This is a genomic window from Nostoc spongiaeforme FACHB-130 (genome assembly GCF_014698475.1).
GTDB classification, from domain to species: domain Bacteria; phylum Cyanobacteriota; class Cyanobacteriia; order Cyanobacteriales; family Nostocaceae; genus Nostoc_B; species Nostoc_B spongiaeforme.
The window spans coordinates 51,667-71,168 of sequence record NZ_JACJTB010000010.1; the positions used below are offsets into that span (position 1 = coordinate 51,667).

Consider the following 19,502-nt stretch of genomic DNA (forward strand, 5'->3'; position numbering starts at 1 on the left):
CAACAGTTAATTTTTAATAGGCAGGATGTTTACCCATTTTTACACCAATACTAAAGATTCATCTTCTTGCCAAGTAAACAAAGGTTCAAGTTCACCTGATTCGGCAAATGTGATTGCAGCTATTAAGCATTGGGGTAAATTAACGCAAACTTTCTCAGAATAATTCCCTGCTTGTCCACCTACAACTAATTTTTGCTCATTAGCAGAATTTGTATTTTTGTTGTTTGCATTTATTAATGATTGATAAAAGATAGATAAATTAATTTTTTCATCAGAAGTATCTGAGTTGGTTATTTCATAATTAACTGGATGCAAAAGAGAATAAAAAATCTCATTATCTAAAGTGGCAGTAACAATATATTGACCTTCATTACCCCCACCAATCATCATATAACTTTGATCATCAGCTTCTAAACTAACTAAAGTTTTACTTTTGCCATCTAACGCACAAATAGCTGTTTTTATTTGTTGCCAATTGGGATTTTCAATGAAAATTTCTTCATTTTTATTTCCTGTCCATTTATCTGTATATAGTTTGGATACAAACATTATTTGCTCCTTGTCTTCGGAACTGTAACTTTAATGGTTTGACTTCCACTGGGAGTAATAATCTCTAATTCTTCTATACCTAATTGATAAGCCATAGAATTAACAGCGCCTTGTAAACCACAAGCACGACATAAATCTCTATCTACTATCAAACGCGCTTTGGCTGCTTTAATACCAGCTTCTAATGCTTGCTGAAAGGCATCAGCTTCCGCATGAGTTTTAGAAATAATATTAACCTTCAAAGTTATTTGCCGACGATAGGGATTACTACTAGAATTTATACCAAAAAAAGTTTGACCATTTATTTCTAGTTTAGCAATTGTTGAGCCGTCATTTTCACTATCAGCAGGAGGTAAACCCAGATGCTGTCTATATTCAGCCAAGTCATCAAAAATACTGTCCGTTTTTGCTCTCCTTTGATTTAAGAATTTTCATACATAATGCGATCGCTCTAAAAAATCATTCCTCATCGGGCAAAGTTTCCATCTCTTCAGCAATCAGAGACTGAAAATCTGCATCGCAGTGGGTATGCAAATGAACTGTAGCAGCTAGTAATTCTCCCAATATTTCAGCTTGCTGATTAGTAGTTAAACTGGGTAACTGGAGTTGATTGATTAAAGCTTGAACTTTACTACATTCTGTACCTAATTCAGCAATTAAAGTACTGAGTGTAGAACTTCTAATTGCTAAAGTGCGATCGCTAATCTGCATATTCATTATTCCAATCTTTTGCGGGCTTGTTGGATTGCTTTTTCAAAAGCACGAATCTCTTTTTCCCAATGTTTAATTAAACCTTCGTCTGGTAAATCCTTTTCTGATTCCAGTCTAATCTTTTCTTGATGTTCATGAATCCTTTGAGTTAAGGAATCAATCGCCTTTTTGTGATGTTTCTTACCCATTACGCTGAACGATAGGCAATGCGGAGACTTTGAATCAAGATAATCAAAGAAGCGATCGCCATCAAGCCGCCCCAAAACCAATAAGGTAAAAGTAAATATCTTTGCATCTGGGCTGTGTCAGATAGCCCCAAAGAACCAGCACTATAACTAAATAAATAATCGAGTTGGTGATAAGTACTCACGCAAGCTTGGACACCCAAAAATTGAATAGCAAAACCTTGCATCCAACGTGGTGCTTTTAAAGAAATACCAAGAATAATTAAACCTAATAAGGGAACTGCTAACAACCCAAACCAAGAACGCACCCAAATTAATGTAGATAATAATAGAAAACTACCTAAAACTTTTAAACTCAAAGATGCGGCTTTAAAACTGCGCGAAGCCATAATCAAAGCTGCACCAGCAATTGGCGGCCCCATTGGCCCAGCCGCAGCGACTAAACCGGGGCCAAGGGAGCCTAGTGATCTGACGATGCTATAAGTAGCTACACCGGAACCATTGCTAAAAATTTCCAACTTGTGAAACTGTCCGCCCAACACCAGCGCCATTAAACCGTGTCCCATTTCGTGAAACCAAGTTGCCAGAATGGTGAACGGGTATAAAATATAGTCGCCGCCGGGAACCTGCCACAACACAGCCGTAGCGATCGCAGCTGCAACTAACCACGTCAACCCCATACGTTCTACCTCTGGTGGGGCTTCTGTAGAGAGCAAAGTTGCAAAATCTTTACTTGGTTCCTTCATGGCGTACTTTCCTGAATGTAATTACCCCAATGAGTGGAGTGTCTTTTCATCCATCCTAATCTAAGAAGGCAGGAGGCAAGAGGCAGAGTGTGGGGAGTGTGGGGAGACAGGGGAGTGTGGGGGGAAAGACTTCTTCACCATCCTCCCACCCCTCCCCACCCCCACTCCCCACTCCCTACTCCCTACTCCCTACTCCCTACTCCCTTTTTTTAAGTTAGCTGAAAGATAAATGTTACCAAGTCACCTTTACCGAGGCTGATGCGATCGCCTGGGCGGAGGCGGTGTCTGTTCCCTGGTAATAATGGCAAGTTATTAATATAAGTGCCATTGGAACTACCGACATCTTCAACATAGAAAGCATCTCCCTCAACGCGAACATCTGCGTGGATGCGAGAGACAATTTCTGAATTACTAAACCCGGAAACATCGATATCGGGGGGGATGCGATCGTTGGGTTTACCGATGTGAATTACCGACAGACTTTGGGGTAACTCAATTTCGCGCTCACTTTGAATGTGAACTAACCGCGCTGTTACCTGTTGTAACTGAGTTCTGGACACACCTGCGGGGGCTTGTACAGGTACAGGTGCGGGTACTGTCGCTTCAGGTTCAGGTACAGGTACAGGTTCAGGTGCTGGTGCAGGTGCGGGTTCTGGTTCGGGTTCGGGCGCAGGTGCAGCCGCTACAGGCGGTGGAGATGGAGGTGCGCTTTCCACTGCTAAGGGTTGTTGTGCTGTGGCTGGTGGTGCATTAATTCCTAGTGCGTCTGGTTGTAACAGATCCAACAATGGATCTGGTGTCACTAATGGCGGTACTTGTATAGGAACTTCGGGAGCAACTGTAGGTGCAACAGCCGCAGGAGAAACAGGAGCAGGTGCAGCAGCAGAATGGAGATTAAACCCACATTGACCGCAGAAAGCAGCATCAGCCTGTACCGTTGCTCCGCAGTTGGGACAGTTACTAGTCGCTGGTAAAGGCGTATAGCAAGCTTCGCACTGGACAGCGCCGTTGGGATTGGGATGATTGCAATTCGGGCAGACGATCATTGATTTAAGCCTTTGTTGAAGATCAGCGTAAGATAGCACTGGTAAGCAGAAAAAACTCCGTAGATGCTTCTGCTTCTACCAATCGGCAGTTTTGCAAGGGGGCGATTCTAGCTTTCGATTTTAACAACTACTCTTTAGGAAGTTAAAAGTAAAAAGGCAAAAGTAACAAAGAATAGAGTCTTTTACCTTTTTACTTTTACCTTTTGACTTTAATTTGGCAATTCCGCCCCAGCCGCCGCATCTAGTAGCCACCAAAGTTCCCCTTGGGGGCGAATTAAGCGAGAGGGGTAGCTAAAGTCATCGGCTTGGGGGGCAAAGACTTGGGCTAAAGCTGGACGTTTATTAGCACCAGCGACTACAAAAATCACGCTACGAGCCGCGTTGATAAAGGGGTAAGTAAAGGTGATGCGGGGGTTGCCATCTTTATTACCCACAGTCACTAAGCGATCGCTCACTTTTAAGGCTTCGGTGTGGGGAAACAAAGATGCAGTATGGGCATCATCACCCATACCCAGCAAAATTACATCTAATGATGGAAACTCACCGGGAGCAGTATGAAAAAATTCTTGTAAATCCTGCTCATGCTTGGCAGCAGATAAGGCTGGATCAGCATCTAAAGTGGGCATAGCATGAATATTGGCGGCGGGGATATCAACACGGTCTAACCATGCACGCCGCGCCATTAATTCATTGCTATCGGGATGATCTGGGGGAACGTAACGCTCATCACCCCAAAAGACGTGAATTTTATCCCAAGGCAAATCTTTTGTAGCGATCGCTTCATATAAAGGCTTGGGTGTACTCCCGCCAGATAAGGCAATCGTAAATTGCCCCCTTTGAGCAATGGCGGTTTCTAACTTCGATAAAATTAACTCTAGCGATCGCGCTATCAGCGCAGACTGATCTGATAGAATTTCTACCTGTTTATTCATGGCTTGATAATTACATTGCCGGCTTCCAGCAATACGATACCGAACTTCTTACAAACCCTCCTTTGAACTTTTGAAACTTTTAACATCATCAGTTAGGTGGGCAAAGTTTAACCTATTTTATGGTTATCATCTGTCAGGTTATTTTGTCCGTAGTCAGTTGTACTAACTGGGAAAAGGGGTGTCAGGGTTTAAGGGGTGTAGGGGAATCAGATCCCCGACTTTTTCAAAAAGTCGGGGATCTGAAAACTGACTACTTTTCCCGCAAAGGTGTCCAATTACCCGAAGGAACAAACGCCGCCCAAAATCTGGGATGCTGATATTCTGGTGTTTTGAGTAAATCTAACTGTGCTGCACGCAAAGCTTCATGTCTTCCTTTACCTGCTTGCAAATTTTGGTAATACTTCGCCATCAAATCTTTTGTTGCAGCATCATCTACCAACCACAGACTTAAAACTTGGGTTTGAGAACCAGCAATTACCAAAGCTCGACGCAAACCATATACACCATCGCCAACTTTGACATCACCTTTACCGGTTTCACAAGCCGACAGCACCACTAACTGATTAGAACGCAAATCTAAACCAGCAACTTCCAGCGCCGTTAAAATCCCATCATCACCGGTTGTTACCTGATTACGTTTGTTTGCACCAGTTAAGGCTAAACCAGAACGCAATAAGGGGTTTTCTACTGCTAAAATCTTTTGTGGATTTGGTTTTTCTGCCGAATCTAATGAGGCATTGATATTTTGGGTGATGTCAGCGATGAAAAAACCGTGAGTCGCCAAGTGGAGAATTACCGGACTATGTAATTTTTTCACTGCCGTTTCTGTGGCATTTTTTCCTAAAAATAATTTGGCATTTGGTAAAACTTTTTTAATGGCGATCGCTTCAGATTTAGTCGCAGCTAAGGGTAAAAATTCCAAGGTTGCCAAATCACCAGAGCGTTTATTTGGCAGGGTTTGTACACTAGGCTTTTTATTAGAGGTGACAGTTGAATTTTGGTAGTCGTAGTCAATATCTGCCAGCACAACCGGAGCCGTAGCATTACTATAATTTGACTGGAAACGTAATAAATCTCGCCCAGTTGTCAGGTAAGAAAATGAATAACGCTGAATTAAAAATTGGTCTTGCTCATCTTTGATAGCTTCAAAGGGAATTAATGTTAATTGTCCATCAGGAGAAATTAAAATATGCCGCGCATCACCCAAGAAAGGACGAATAGGTGCGATTAATTTTTCATCTAACGTGCGAGCCAGTTTTTTAAATCCTGTACCAATGGCTAACGCTGTGCGGAAATCTATCGCTAATTTATCAATTTCTGCTGCTTCACCTAAATCAACCCATGTTGGTTGACCTTGAGAACGCAATACCGCTAACGCATAACGGGGTTTACCAAATTTTTCTGCTTCTTTTGTGGCTTTGACGTTGAATGGTTTATACTGCACAATCTCTAACAAAGCTGCATCTTGGGGGATTTTGGCTTGGACAGCTAATAAATCGACTGGTTGAATTTGCTGACGGAATTCGGCACTTTTAACACTAATTTTGGCTTCTAGTTTTTCCTTTTCTGTTTCCAGTTTTCCTATCTGCTCTGTAGGGTTAGCAGTTTGTTGTGCTGACCGAGAAAAAACTAAGGCTGATAATTGCTGTTGTATTTGCAACCATTGAGTGAATAATTTTTGAGTTTCGGGACTTTTATCTAATTTGCTGCGTAATATTTGGATGCTGTCAGCTATAGCATCTAGAACTAGACCTTTACGACGTAGTACAGTAGTTAAAGCTAAAGATGCGGCGGCTGGATTGTTCCGCGCTTCTTGCAGAGCCAGGGAAACAGTAGCATCAGTTGTCCCAGCAAAAGTCTTAATATAATCCTGTTTATTTTTTTCTGAGCCGACAGCAAAAATTAAATCAAGATTTTTTGCTTGAATATCTAACCCACGACGCTGAAAATCAACAGCATGAACAATATCACCCTTGGCTTGATACAGAGAAGCCAAATTAGTCAAGTTAATGGCCACATCAGGATGTTGTTTTCCTAATACCTTTTCAAAAATGGCTAAAGCGCGGAGATGCAGAACTTCTGCTTGTTCATATTTCCCTTGTGAACTATATAGTGCAGCCAAATTATCTAATTTGTTAGCAACATCAGGATGTGATTTACCTAATATCTTTTCACTAATAGCTAAAGCGCGAAAATACAGAGGTTCGGCTTTGGCAAATTTTCCTTGGGCATTATAAGATGCAGCCAAATTATTTAAAGTAATTGCAATATCGGGATGTTCTTTCCCAAAAACCTTTTCATAAATAGTTAAAGCACGTAGATGCAGTGATTCTCCTTGTTCATACTTTCCTTGGGAATCATAAAATAATCCCAAATTATCTAAGATAGTTGCAAAATCGGGATGCGAGTTACCCAGCAACTTCTCATAAATAGCCAGTGAGCGGAGATACAATGGTTCTGCTTGTTTAAATCTACCTTGTATCCGATACAGTCCAGCTAAATTATTTAAACTAATAGCAACATCAGGATGTTCTTTACCAAATATCTTTTCATAGATAGCTAAAGCACGCAAATGCAACGGTTCTGCTTGTTCATATTTGCCCTGTTTTCTATACAGTAAAGCTAAATTATCTAAGCTAGTAGCAATCTCACGATGGGAGCTACCCAATAATTTTTCTTTAATAGCTATTGAGCGGAGATACAGAGGTTCTGCTTGTTGATATTCTCCTTGTGCTTGATATAGTGCAGCCAAATTATTTAAATTAGTGGCAACAATGAGATTTTCTTGACCAAGCACTTTTTCTCTAATAGCTAATACACGTTCAGCTAAGGGTATAGCAGCACTATATTTTCCTTCTTGATATAACTTGATGACTTGTTGATTTAGTTCTTCAGCTTCCTTTAAGGCTGCTTGTTGTTCTGCTGAATATGTGGGAGTTTGCTGTTGCGACATCCCTGTAACTGGCATACTTAACACTAACCCCGGTGTCATTCCCGCTACCATTATCCAAGGTGCTAGACACACACCCGCAGTATTAATCGCACTGAATAACTTTTTCACAATCAACTCACAAGCATTTTGGTTCAGTTATGACATCAATCATGTCCGCCCTATGAACTTTTTGCAAAGCTGTTGTCAACAAAACTCAAAACCTCAACGTTTAACTTCAAAGCCTCAACGTTCGAGTAAAAAGGCTGAAACTTCTCATTTTATATCTTGTACCAGGCGACTGGAAGTCGCGTCTACACAGGCAAAACCCGCCTACGCGGGTTAAAAACTTTGATTTTTTGTTTGTCTTCACTAAAATATCAGGCGATCGCACGTTTGTATAGCCGCGATTTCTAATCCCTAGGGCTAGATGCAAGATGTGGCTCATATACTTCAGCTTTTACGGTCACGTTACTACACTTTGATAGCGAGAATGCGAATTCTGCGATAATCTGCCAGCCAAACATGATTTTTGTAAAGCGTAGGCTTGAGGTAGTCTTCAACATCACGAATCACTTCTACTTGTTCCACAGCCGACAGGTTGGTGAAAAAAGCACTAGCAAACATTTCCAACCAGTTTTTGATACCTGCTGTCTCATCCGCTAAGACAGTGGGACGGGGAAATAAGATAGCATGAGTAACTTCAAAGCCTTGTTTTTCAAGTAAGTTACTATACTCACTAATGCTAGGAAAATACCAAGGATTTAAAACTTGGGGACGAGAAAAACCAATTTTTTCCAAAGCCACGTACAATGCTTGGACTATGGATTCTACGTTACCTTTACCACCAAATTCAGCCACAAAACGTCCTCCTGGTTTGAGTGCTTGATATATGGAGGCGATCGCAGCATCTGCTTCTTTGATCCAATGCAAGGTAGCATTAGAAAATACGGCATCAAATAGTTGGTCTATTTGCAAGTTACGGGCATCAGCAACTTCAAAACGTAAATTAGGATAATTTTGTCGCGCCTTTTCAATCATTGTGGCGGCGCTATCAATTCCTATCACCCCAGCGCCAGACTCGGCAATTTTGGCAGCAAGTTGTCCAGTTCCACAACCTAAATCTAAAATCAACTCTCCTGGTTTGGGGTTCAGCCATTGCAGTAAATCTTCGCCATATTGCCACACAAAAGCGTGTTTATCTTCATAAAGCAAAGCATTCCAATTATCTTTGGATGGCGAAATCTGATTCATAAATTTAGTGAAATTCCGTGTGTTGATTGCTTAATATCCACAGTAAAAAAGATTTTTATTAATGTCCAATATATTTTTATACTGTGATTAATATTTAAAAAATATTAGTTACCCTTACCAATGGAATTACGCCATCTGCGCTACTTTGTGACGTTGGCAGAAGAATTACACTTTGGCAAAGCTGCCGAAAAACTGCATATTGCCCAACCTCCCCTCAGTCAACAAATTCGCCAACTAGAGGCAGAATTGGGATTTGAACTGTTTCATCGCACAAAACGCCATGTGCAGTTAACAGCAGCAGGTGAAGTATTTTTGAGGGAAGTGCAGCAAATTCTTCACCAATTACAACAAGCAATTCAAATCGGACAACAAACCAGTCGTGGCGAAGTCGGAAAATTAGTGGTTGGCTTTGTCAGTTCAGCCGCGTATAATATTTTGCCATTCATACTCAAAAATTATCGCAACTGCGTTCCTGGAGTAAATCTAGAGTTACATGAATTAACTACAGATCAACAACTAGATTGGTTGCAAGAAGGACGCATGGATGTCGGTTTTATCCGTCCTCCTGTTGAAGACAATAAATTTAGCTGGGAAACGATTTTTCAAGAATCGCTCGTGGTAGCGTTACCAGAGACGCATATTCTGGCGAAGCAATCTCAAATTAGTTTGACATCCCTAGCTAATGAAGGGTTTATTTTATTTCCCCGAAAATTAGCACCCGGACTCTACGATTTAATTATCAGTGTTTGTCAGCAATCAGGTTTTAGTCCGCATGTTGTACAAGAAGCCATTCAGATGCAAACCATTGTCAGTATCGTAGCAGCAGAAATGGGAGTGGCGATCGTGCCTGCATCATTACAAAACTTGCAAAGAACCGGAGTAGTTTATAAATATATTGAAGAACCTACTCCAAAAGTAACAATTGCAATGATTTGGCGTAGCAGTGACGCATCTTCAACTGTGCAGAAATTTGTAGATATCGTCAGACACTTGAAATAAGAGTGTTGAGGTGTCAAGTATTCAAAACTCTGACATCCCAACACCCAATTTCAACAACTAACCTTTGTGTGTTAGTCCTAAATTGAAATTACGCCGGATAAATCCTTAAGCGGCGATTAGGTTCTTCGCCAAAGCTATGGGATTTGAGGCGATAATGTTCTACCAATTCATGCTGCATTTTGCGGACTTGGGGAGAACGGGGCAGTAACTCTACTGGCTGTCCTTTGGGAATGACAATTTGCTCGACTGCAAGTCTAGCTTCCTCTAGGGCATCAATTTCGTCATCACTACCACTGTGCAGAAAAAGTTGCAATTCGCGGTCATCAGCGATTTCTGGATCGTCGATGTTGAGCAGTCGTCTCAGCCCACGGGTAATTTGCGGAATGGTGCTGGCTTTAATCATGTGGATAGGGACATGACGGGCTTTGGCCATTTGCCGTAGTTTAGCGTGATTTTTGACATGCGATCGCAATGCCAAAATTGCATCGGCGCTGTCGATGTCTTTTGTCAAGACCACAGGCAAAGTCAGCACACTAACTACCTGTTCTAATTGGTGGCGACTCACCCCATAAGGATAAACATGCAGTGGCAAATCTTCCCCGTTGGGGCCAGCATTCTTCGTGGCGGCGAAATCAATGGTGTCGGAGTAGTTAAAGGATTCCTCTAGCAAGCGGTCAAACTCGCTCTGTCCAGTTGTTTTTTCCCGCTCTAGACTCAATGGCGGAAGTGCCACCATCTGTCCCGATGCCCGCCAGCCACCAGACTGTCGCCCAGAGGAGAAAGTATCTTCTCCGCTAGCTAGATGACCACCACGACCATTCACCACCGATAGCTGTCGAGTCATGACAACTTTGCCGTTGTCATCCACAGTGCGGGTTTGTGGGCTTGGTTGCCGTCCACGCAATAAAGTATCTACTGTGTCAGCAACACTTTCGTGAACTACCCAACGCTGTCGTTCTAACATCTCTACAGCAATTTCAAAGGTAGGCGGAGCTTTACGCTCTAACACCGTTTTTTGCGAACCACGCCTTCTGGCTTCGTCGTCTCCCAGTGTCACAGCCTGAATACCACCAACCAAATCAGAAAGTGTGGGGTTTTTTATCAGGTTTTCAATTTGGTTCCCATGAGCAGTGCCTACTAACTGCACACCGCGTTCGGCAATGGTACGTGCTGCTAAAGCTTCCAGTTCGGTGCCGATTTCATCAATCACAATCACTTCCGGCATGTGGTTTTCCACTGCCTCAATCATGACTTGATGCTGAAGTTCTGGATGAGCTACTTGCATCCTTCTCGCACGACCAATGGCAGGGTGAGCAACATCGCCATCTCCCGCAATTTCGTTAGAGGTGTCGATAATTACAACTCGTTTATTCAACTCATCTGCCAACACACGGGCAATTTCCCGCAGGGCAGTAGTTTTACCCACACCTGGACGACCTAGCATGAGAATGGATTTACCTGTTTCTACCAAATCGCGGATCATACCAATGGTACCGAATACCGCACGACCAACACGACAGGTTAAGCCAATTATTTTACCATTCCGATTGCGGATAGCACTGATCCGATGCAAAGTTTGCTCAATTCCTGCTCGATTATCTCCGCCAAAGGTGCCGACTCGCTGAATGCAATCATCAATTTGTGCTTGAGTTACGGGTGTTTCACTCAGATACTCAGCTTGATTAGGAAAGCGAGCTTCTGGGCGACGACCCAAATCCAAGACTACTTCAACTAAACTATCTCGCTGAGGATGATTTTCTAGTACTTGTCGCAAGTCTTGGGGCAAGATGTCTAATAACTTTTGGAGATCGTCTTTAATCGTCATGCTTTCTATGGTGACGTTTTGAGAGATAACGAACGAGCGATTATCGCTCTTGCTGTGACTTGATCTGGGAAACGAGAGAATGGGCAAGCCCTACAGCTTCCCACAATAAGTCTGGTTCTGATTCCAGGCGGACATTCCCTTGGACACTGGCGTAATTCACCTCCTTATTCTCCAACTGTTCGAGAATTGGCGACAGCAATACACGGGCATAGCTTCCGTAGGCGACTCCTGCAATTGAGGCAGAGGGGCAGAGGGGCAGAGGGGCAGAGGGGAAGGAAGAATTGTTCTCCCCTGCTCCCCTGCTCCCCTGCTCCCCTGCTCTCTTCAGTAGTCCCATTGCCTTTAACTTAGCAACGGTGTAGCTATTTGTGCCACCTGCTAACTGCACATATCCTGGTAAGTTAGCTGCCAAAACTTTTTGTCCTAATTTGACTGCCGCCGTAGTGGTACCATCTCCAATATCACCACTCATCGGACGACCATCGGTTTGCCAAATTAAAGTACGAGGACGTGGGGTAATTAGTTCATAAATTGCTTTTAAGTAGTCAATCATGCCGTCGCCATCAGGACAACTGATAGCCAATACCTGAAGTTGTTCAGCCCAAGGTGAAATTGCTTGCCATAATTTTTGAAATTCTACTAATCTGCCGACCTGTGTATGAATTTCTACGGCATTTACTCCTGTTGAAATTACCATTGGCGCGATCGCCTCTGGTGTTGATATATATGATCTAGTATAAATTATATCGTAAGGGCATAATGGGATGCAACGACCACAACCGTAACATTTCTGAGATTCTACCCCAGAAAAATTATCTGGTTTGCGGTTAAATGCGATCGCCTGTGCCGGACAAACTCGCTCACATGGTCTAGAACAGTCAGAAGGACAATAAACTGCATCAAACTCGGCTTTGCGAAAATGGGGGTCTTCACCATCATTCAAACTCACCATTAACAAAGGCGAACTACCTTGATAGTCGAAGCCTCGTTGTTGTGCGGCTTCAGTCAGGTTTTTAGCTACTTGCAGTCCGGCTTTGGCTGCTGCTATCACCGCCGGGTCAGCAGCGACATCTATACAGTCAGCACCCGCCAAAGTGTAGGCTAAAGCCAAACTTCTGACTGCTGGCAGATGTTGGTAGCTGGCTCCACAAATGAGCTTGAACCAGCGACCATTTTCCAGGGAATGTAAAGGGGCAAACAAATCAGTCACATCTCTATTATGCTTTTATGTAACTGAAAATAGTAGTCTTTAATCAATAAAAATTTTTGGACACTATTTTGACTTTCTGAGTAACCAGACTCTCATTTTTGACAGCTAATGTCAATCAACTTCTGCTAAAAATTCTCTTGTTACTGAGAACAAATCAATATATTTTCTATTTTAAATAATGTAAATTTTACTGCCCAGGATACAGAAAAATACTCCCTACACGGTATAAAACCATATATTTACCACCGGGGCATAGATACGACAAAATCAATCACTGCTTCTGGTTGTAAAGCCTGAGAAAACAGATAGCCTTGAGCAAAGTCACAATTCAAATTTCTTAATTTTACTATTTGTTCTTGAGTTTCTACGCCTTCAGCAATCACAGTCATATTCATGGATTTAGCAATACTAATTATTGTTGGTACTAATCCTAGGTTATCTTGATAAAACTGCATTCTAGTAATAAAGGACTTATCAATTTTCAATGAGTCTAAAGGCAAACTATGAATATAGCTAAGAGAAGAATAACCAGTACCAAAATCATCCATTACTAACTTGATGTTGCGCTGTTTAATTTCTTCAATAATGCTTCTCACAACATGAGTATTTTCCATAATGACACTTTCAGTAATTTCTAATTCTAGATTTCTTGGATTAACTTCAGTGTCATGAATAATTTGATCAATTTGGGTAATTAAGTTGGTCTGGGTAAACAGACGCGCACTTAAATTAACACTCATCGTTAAATTTTTAGGTATATTTGGATGCTCTTGCCAAAGGCGTAATTGTTGACAAGCAGATTTCAAAACCCAAATATCAAGGTCGTTAATTAAACCTGCTTCTTCTGCTATGGGAATAAACTCGGTAGGAGCCATTAAACCACGCACAGGATGTTGCCAACGGACTAATGCTTCAAAGCCAGCAATTTCACCAGTACTTAAGGCAATAATTGGCTGATAATAAATAATCAGTTCTCCTCTTTCAATGGCTCGCCGTAGATCGTTTTCAATTTCTAAAAGTTGAATTGCTTCTTGGTACATTGCGGGGTCAAAGACCTTATAACTGGCTTTTCCTTGAGCTTTAGCACGATACATTGCGGTGTCAGCATCGCGTAACAAATACTCTGGTTTTTCATAATCTTTACAGCCCCAATTAATCCCAATACTAGCATTCATAAATACTTCATATCTAGACAACTTAAATGTCATAGATAGTTCTTGTAGCATGAGTTCGGCTACTTGAATAGCAGAATTAATATCGGAAATATTTTCGAGAAGAATGCCAAATTCATCACCGCCTAGTCTTGCTAGGGTATCACCAGGATTCAGGCATGATTGCAGACGACGAGCGATCGCAATGAGTAACTCATCTCCCACAAGATGCCCAAGAGAATCATTGACAACTTTGAAGCGATCGCAATCTAAATATAGGATGGCAAAATGATAGTTCTTATCTTCTCTAGCCAGGTTAAGAGCTTTGCTTAACTGTCTTAAAAACAAAACTCGATTTGGTAGTCCTGTAAGTGCATCATGTAGGACTATATCCAGTAATTTATCTTGCAGTTGTTGCCGAGAAACAATTTCTTTTTGCAGTTTTTGCAGAGCATTTTCTAACTCCCAAGTCCGAGATTTAACTCTTTGTTCTAGCTCTGTATTGAGTCTTAAAATTTCTAATCTTGCTTGTCTCAGTTCTAGTTGATTTTGAACGCGCACTACAACTTCTTCAAACTCAAAGGGTTTAGTAATATAATCTACCCCTCCTAATCTAAAACCTTTAATCTTATCAAAAACATCATCTAAAGCACTAATAAAGATTACGGGAATATCTGCGGTTAAATCCCAGCTCTTAAACCGCCGACACACTTCATAACCGTCAACTTCCGGCATCATAATATCAAGTAAAATTAGATCCGGTAAAACAGTTTGACAAGCAGTTAAAGCCATTTGCCAGTTTAATGCTTTACGGACGTTGTATCCTTTTCTAGCCAGTAGAGAGGATAAAACTCTCAAGTTATCTGCCTTGTCGTCAATTATTAAGATATCTTTCTTATCCGGGTCTAACTGCTGGTGGTTCATTACATCTTGCTTCTCGTCAATTCCATAGTTTTCTCAAACTGATATTTATTCACTAAATCGTTGAAAACCCGGCACATTTGATTGTAATCTTATCCTTAAAATATTTTTCTCTGGGATCGCAGATTTGATTTTCTGCCTGGCATTAGTGAGATGACTTGACTGCTAGGATCAAATAGATACCTTACCTGTTCCACAAAAATCATCTGGGAATTCAGTAATACTGAGTTTTCTAACTGGTCTAGCAGTTTTACTATTGCTATACTTTATTTTGCAATGAAAGATAAACCAATAGACTGATCACGGCTCTCATGTGCCAGACAAAGGTCTTAATTATAACTAATCTCATGGGTATCTTGGTATAAACATTGGTAATGTGGAGATGAAACAATTGGACAAGCTAAATTTTAGATAGCATGGTTGTTGGATGTTTCCCTAGCTCGCATTGTGGATAACTCAAGCAATTTCAGATACATAATTTTGCTCCGGGTTATTACTATGTGCTACGTTCAAAGCTACAAAGGATATTACTATTTTTAGTATAAAGATTTACTTTTGCCAAGTTCTACGCATACATAGCAGAGGCAATTTCATGATCATACTAAGTCCGATAACTTTTTGATGACAGGAGAATTTAGACTATTTTGGAGTTTGAGATTTTGAATTTTGTCATGGTTGACTGGTAACTTTTTGGGCGATTCATCTATTGCAATCATCTTTCAATTTGGCGTTACTGTAATTTGGCTTGGTGATACCTCAAGGTTACTGTTTAGCCAAAATCAAAAATAGATGAACACTTGTTTACTCAAGTCTCTAAGATCAAAGTTGAATTTAGATATTTTCAGTAGATAGTTTACAAGTCTCGCACTTGCAGCTAAAACCCTGATAATATAAATATTCAAATCTTGTTAGTACTATTGCATAATAGCTTAACAGTCATGCAATTATTTGTGTTAATAAAACTTAAGTTGAATATTTTAAATTTCATTAATTAATATTATAAGTTATAGCAATTTCATCACCAATTTGTAATGTTTTGCCAGATTCTGATATGGGTAATCTGGTATTCACACTTAAGCGGTAAAAATGATTAAAGTGTGATAAATTTACTGAGTTTGGTAATGTTGCTTGTCGCTTTTGGATAAATATTTTTTGAAAATTTGGGTAAACTGTGGCTGAGTCAGGATGCCGTGTTGGTACTACACAACGCTGGCAGGGGTTGACTCCAAAAAACCGCACATCTCCCACTCGAAAAGCTACTAATTTATCTGGTTCATTAAATAAATGATCTTCCCAAAAAGGTGGCACGCCTGCAATTTCAATGTTGGCACGTATCCGACGACGCATTTCATCGACAGTGACACCCGGAAACCACGAAGCAATTTCTGTTAAAGTTGCTGTACTAATTACCGTTGGGCCAGGAGAATCTGTATCATCAGGAAAACCCATCAGCGAGTTTTGGATGATGGTAAGAGAAAACCCAAAAAAATCACTTAAAGCTGCGGTTAGTTTTTCTCTCTCTGTATTTAAATTAAAAACTAATGGTGAATTCTGGTGAGGGATTTTCAGGGAGATTGTTTGATCACCAGATGGGTCTGGATAATTCGCCCGCAGTAAATGAATTTTGGGATGACGCTTACCATTAACAAATTTACCTTGTGCATCAAAAATAGCGAACTCGCGATCGCCTTTTAATGCGCCACTAGACAAAACCTCGGCTTGTGCCACTTCTACCCCATCTAGTGACTTAATTGGGTAAATTAAGATTTTGGCTAGGTACGGCATTTTCAGATGACTTAGGGATACAAGGGTGATTTATCAATGCCACCAACATGGTTTAACGGCCAAAAGCGCAATACAGCCCGACCAATAATGTTATCACGGGGTACAACACCCCAACAACGACTATCATAACTGCTGTTACGGTTGTCACCTAATACTAGGTAGGAATTTGGCGGTATTGTCTGCTGTTTGGCTAGGAAAGCTGGTTGCTGTCCAGAGGTGCAAACATCAACCACTGTGCGCTGGCTAGAACCTAAATAAGCTTCTTCTTCCAGGGGTTTGTTATTAATGTAGACTTTACCATCACGCAGTTCTACTGTTTCTCCTGGTAAGCCAATGACACGTTTAATAAAGGCATCTTGATATTGTTCGCGTTTGAGTTCGTCAGTGGGTGAAAAAACCACAATATCTCCCCGTTGGGGGTTGGCAAACTTATACTTCAACTTATCAACAATAATCTTGTCTGCTTCCCACTGGTTTTGAGTCCCATGCAAAGTTGGTTCCATAGAACCAGAAGGAATCCAGCGAGCTTCAGCAACAAAAGTACGAATGCCCAGGGCAAGAACGATACTTAATACAACTGTTCTACCTAGCTCGGCAATCCAGGAATTATCGGGTTTTTGATTAGAATTTTGATCAGACACTTGATTTTGCATGAAAGTACTGAAGTAAGGAAAAGTGTAGAAATTAACTAGCTTAGGGAAAGTCTATCTGTTAATTTTAACGAGAAAATTAGGTTCTCTAGGTGAGTTTTAGCATCTTTACAGACAGATTTATAAGTTAAAAATAAACTTTTTTTGAATCAGCTGCAAAAATTGATCATAGAAAGGGCAAGCAAGTTTAATCTAAAATCAAAGTTTGCAGTCACACATAACTCCTTAAGTAAAATTTTTTAGCTCCATGTCATCTTCACAAAGTTTATTAATTCGCCGCGCTCGCATTGTCCTACCCAATGGTGAATTCATGGTTGGGGATGTACTTGTGCGCGATCGCCTCATCCAAGAAGTAGCACCGGAGATTGCTGGTACCATTGTCACCAGAGAGATTGACGCACAAGGGTTAACTTTGTTGCCAGGAGTTATTGACCCGCAAGTGCATTTTCGGGAACCAGGACTAGAACACAAAGAAGATTTATTTACTGCTAGTTGTGCCTGTGCTAAGGGCGGTGTGACCTCGTTTTTAGAAATGCCCAATACCCGCCCCCTAACTACTACTCAAGCGGCATTAGATGATAAACTCCAACGGGCGGCGAGTAAGTGTGTGGTGAATTATGGCTTTTTTATTGGCGCAACCGCAGAAGTTTTGCCAGATTTACTCACAGCCCAACCGACATGCGGCATTAAAGTTTTCATGGGTTCGATGCACGGTCAGTTACTGGTTGACCAAGATACTGTTCTAGAAGCCATTTTCGCCCAAGGCGATCGCTTAATTGCGGTTCACGCTGAAGACCAAGAACGCATTAATCAACGGCGGCAAGAGTTTGCTGGTATTCATGACCCGGCCATTCACTCCCAAATCCAAGATAATCAAGCGGCGCTGTTAGCTACCCAAAAAGCCTTAAATCTTTCTAAAAAATATCAGCGTCGGCTACATATATTACATCTGTCTACAGGCGAAGAAGCTGAGTTATTACGTCAAGACAAACCGAGTTGGGTAACGGCTGAGGTAACACCACAACATTTGTTATTAAATAGCAGTGCTTATCAAGATATTGGCACTTTAGCGCAAATGAATCCGCCGTTGCGATCGCCCCACGATAACGAAGTTCTCTGGCAAGCGTTACGAGATGGTGTGATTGATTTTATCGCCACCGACCATGCCCCCCATACCTTGGCAGAAAAAGCCCAAGAATATCCCAATACACCTTCGGGAATGCCCGGTGTAGAGACTTCTTTACCGTTGATGTTAACTGCGGCAATGCAAGGAAAATGTACTGTGGCGCAAGTTGCCAACTGGATGTCTTATGCAGTGGCGCAAGGTTATGGAATTCCTAACAAAGGAGCGATCGCACCTGGTTATGATGCTGATTTAGTCTTGGTAGACTTGGATAATTACAGTCCAGTCCGCCGAGAAGACTTATTAACTAAATGTGGTTGGAGTCCCTTTGAAGGTTGGAACCTCACAGGCTGGCCTGTGATTACAATTGTGGGTGGACAAATTGTCTATGAACAAAATCGCGTTAATACTGACGTGCGTGGTCAAGCTTTAACTTTCTCTTCATAAAGATTCAGTAGTGCTGAGTGCTGATTTAAAGATTCTCCCCCTGTCCCAAGCGGGTAGCGGTAAGTCAAAAGGCAAAAGTTAAAAGTCAAAAATCAAGAATACTTTGGACTTTTGGTTTTTTACTTTTGACTTCTCTTCAATAGCCCAACTACGTATAAACACTAGCTTCCAGATTTGGCGGCGAAAAGTTGAGTGTTTATACGATTTTATCTCGTATAAATACTATGGTACTTGGTTAAAAATGTTTAGGCTTTTGGAAGATATATCAGTATGAGCATAAGATTTTCTTTTGAAAACTACTTATTCAAATTAATTTATCTCATAACTTAATCATTAGTTACTTTTTGATTGCAGATTCTGTTTTTAACTTGGGAATACTAGGTCAGTGGATAGATGACAGGATGGCTATTGCGATCGTAAATCTTTTAACCTTTCTCAACTAGTCTTTTGTGTTCAACTATCCGGATTTTTCCGCTAAAAAAAGAAGAGAATTAATAGGGTTAAGTAAACGGGCAAATTTCTGTGAAAACTCAGTTTTATACATATATAAATTTTATATGCACTTAATTTGGACGACCTTAAAACCTATTTTTTACACTTCTGATTGATTGTTTTCTCAGCAATTGGCGCAGCAAAAGCCAGAATTAGCAAAGAAAACGGAGTTAGTCTCAAAAAACTAGCATCCCAATTAAACACACTAAAAGAAACAATTTACTTAGTTAATCAAAGGCAGGTACAAAGAAAAGCAGAACACAAGTAATACATCCCAGTACTGACTGGCTAACTAAAATTCATCTGTCAATGAGCCTTCTCACCAAGATGATTCCCTAAACAATAAATTAAAGTCACTTCTTATTTGAATGTAATTACCCTTGAGTGTCCGCACTCAAAAATCTGGCAGTTTGTTAGATATCACTCTCCAAAGGATTGTTCCATTCAAAAGCTCTGACTCAAGATTTATCGGCACTTACAGCAATCTTACCTGCGAGCATACACCAAAAATTAGCTAAATGCAGTCGCTAGTAAATGTCAATCTAAG

Annotated in this window: 17 protein-coding genes; 3 read left to right on the forward strand and 14 right to left on the reverse strand. The window is 41.0% G+C overall.

The features are described from left to right. Positions 1–39 precede the first annotated feature (39 nt). The 8 genes from H6G74_RS10500 to H6G74_RS10535 form a co-directional block, all read right to left on the reverse strand. Complete coding sequence (locus H6G74_RS10500; RefSeq protein ID WP_190967616.1) at positions 40–549, reverse strand: Imm1 family immunity protein; 510 nt, start codon at positions 547–549, stop codon at positions 40–42. Next, complete coding sequence (locus H6G74_RS10505; protein WP_190590970.1) at positions 549–932, reverse strand: deaminase; 384 nt, start codon at positions 930–932, stop codon at positions 549–551. The genes H6G74_RS10500 and H6G74_RS10505 overlap by 1 nt, the downstream gene beginning before the upstream one ends. 76 nt (positions 933–1,008) lie before the next feature. Next, entirely contained in the window at positions 1,009–1,266 is a 258-nt protein-coding gene (locus tag H6G74_RS10510; RefSeq protein ID WP_242051198.1) for a hypothetical protein, read from the reverse strand. Next, positions 1,266–1,448 (reverse strand): hypothetical protein, encoded by a 183-nt coding sequence (locus H6G74_RS10515; RefSeq protein ID WP_190967617.1) that lies wholly within the window; start codon positions 1,446–1,448, stop codon positions 1,266–1,268. The genes H6G74_RS10510 and H6G74_RS10515 overlap by 1 nt, the downstream gene beginning before the upstream one ends. Then, on the reverse strand, positions 1,448–2,191 hold the full coding sequence (locus H6G74_RS10520) for a M50 family metallopeptidase (RefSeq protein ID WP_190967618.1): 744 nt from the start codon (positions 2,189–2,191) through the stop codon (positions 1,448–1,450). Before H6G74_RS10520 ends, H6G74_RS10515 begins: the two co-directional genes overlap by 1 nt. A 209-nt stretch (positions 2,192–2,400) precedes the next feature. Then, on the reverse strand, positions 2,401–3,237 hold the full coding sequence (locus H6G74_RS10525) for an FHA domain-containing protein (protein WP_190967619.1): 837 nt from the start codon (positions 3,235–3,237) through the stop codon (positions 2,401–2,403). A gap of 209 nt (positions 3,238–3,446) precedes the next feature. After that, positions 3,447–4,169, reverse strand: coding sequence for a 6-phosphogluconolactonase (gene pgl, locus H6G74_RS10530; RefSeq protein WP_190967620.1), 723 nt, complete (start codon positions 4,167–4,169; stop codon positions 3,447–3,449). Between the two features lie 250 nt (positions 4,170–4,419). Further along, positions 4,420–7,230, reverse strand: coding sequence for a CHAT domain-containing tetratricopeptide repeat protein (locus tag H6G74_RS10535; RefSeq protein ID WP_313888474.1), 2,811 nt, complete (start codon positions 7,228–7,230; stop codon positions 4,420–4,422). Between the two features lie 156 nt (positions 7,231–7,386). On the opposite strand from H6G74_RS10535, the gene H6G74_RS31490 reads away from it, so the two are divergent. Further along, a complete protein-coding gene (locus H6G74_RS31490; protein WP_277927142.1) occupies positions 7,387–7,515 on the forward strand; it encodes a hypothetical protein in 129 nt (42 codons plus the stop codon). Between the two features lie 57 nt (positions 7,516–7,572). Here the strand turns inward: H6G74_RS31490 and H6G74_RS10540 are convergent, their stop codons facing one another. Beyond that, positions 7,573–8,352, reverse strand: a complete 780-nt coding sequence (locus H6G74_RS10540) for a class I SAM-dependent methyltransferase (RefSeq protein WP_190967621.1) — start codon at positions 8,350–8,352, stop codon at positions 7,573–7,575. Between the two features lie 120 nt (positions 8,353–8,472). On the opposite strand from H6G74_RS10540, the gene H6G74_RS10545 reads away from it, so the two are divergent. Then, the gene (locus tag H6G74_RS10545) at positions 8,473–9,351 is read left to right on the forward strand and encodes a LysR family transcriptional regulator (RefSeq protein WP_190967622.1); all 879 of its coding nucleotides are present in this window, start codon (positions 8,473–8,475) and stop codon (positions 9,349–9,351) included. An 88-nt stretch (positions 9,352–9,439) separates the two neighbouring features. Here H6G74_RS10545 and H6G74_RS10550 read toward each other — a convergent pair whose 3' ends face one another. The 5 genes from H6G74_RS10550 to lepB form a co-directional block, all read right to left on the reverse strand. Next, complete coding sequence (locus tag H6G74_RS10550; RefSeq protein ID WP_190967623.1) at positions 9,440–11,176, reverse strand: R3H domain-containing nucleic acid-binding protein; 1,737 nt, start codon at positions 11,174–11,176, stop codon at positions 9,440–9,442. Between the two features lie 40 nt (positions 11,177–11,216). Further along, on the reverse strand, positions 11,217–12,386 hold the full coding sequence (gene ldpA / locus H6G74_RS10555; protein WP_190967624.1) for a circadian clock protein LdpA: 1,170 nt from the start codon (positions 12,384–12,386) through the stop codon (positions 11,217–11,219). Positions 12,387–12,625: 239 nt separating this feature from the next. Continuing rightward, positions 12,626–14,461: a two-component system response regulator gene (locus H6G74_RS10560; RefSeq protein WP_190967625.1), complete on the reverse strand. Its 1,836-nt coding sequence runs from the start codon at positions 14,459–14,461 to the stop codon at positions 12,626–12,628. Between the two features lie 984 nt (positions 14,462–15,445). Further along, positions 15,446–16,243, reverse strand: a complete 798-nt coding sequence (locus tag H6G74_RS10565) for an MOSC domain-containing protein (protein WP_190967626.1) — start codon at positions 16,241–16,243, stop codon at positions 15,446–15,448. A gap of 11 nt (positions 16,244–16,254) precedes the next feature. After that, positions 16,255–16,896, reverse strand: a complete 642-nt coding sequence (lepB, locus tag H6G74_RS10570) for a signal peptidase I (protein WP_190967627.1) — start codon at positions 16,894–16,896, stop codon at positions 16,255–16,257. Between the two features lie 244 nt (positions 16,897–17,140). Between lepB and H6G74_RS10575 the strand changes: the two genes are divergently transcribed. After that, positions 17,141–18,463 (forward strand): dihydroorotase, encoded by a 1,323-nt coding sequence (locus H6G74_RS10575; protein ID WP_190967628.1) that lies wholly within the window; start codon positions 17,141–17,143, stop codon positions 18,461–18,463. Positions 18,464–19,502: the final 1,039 nt, after the last annotated feature.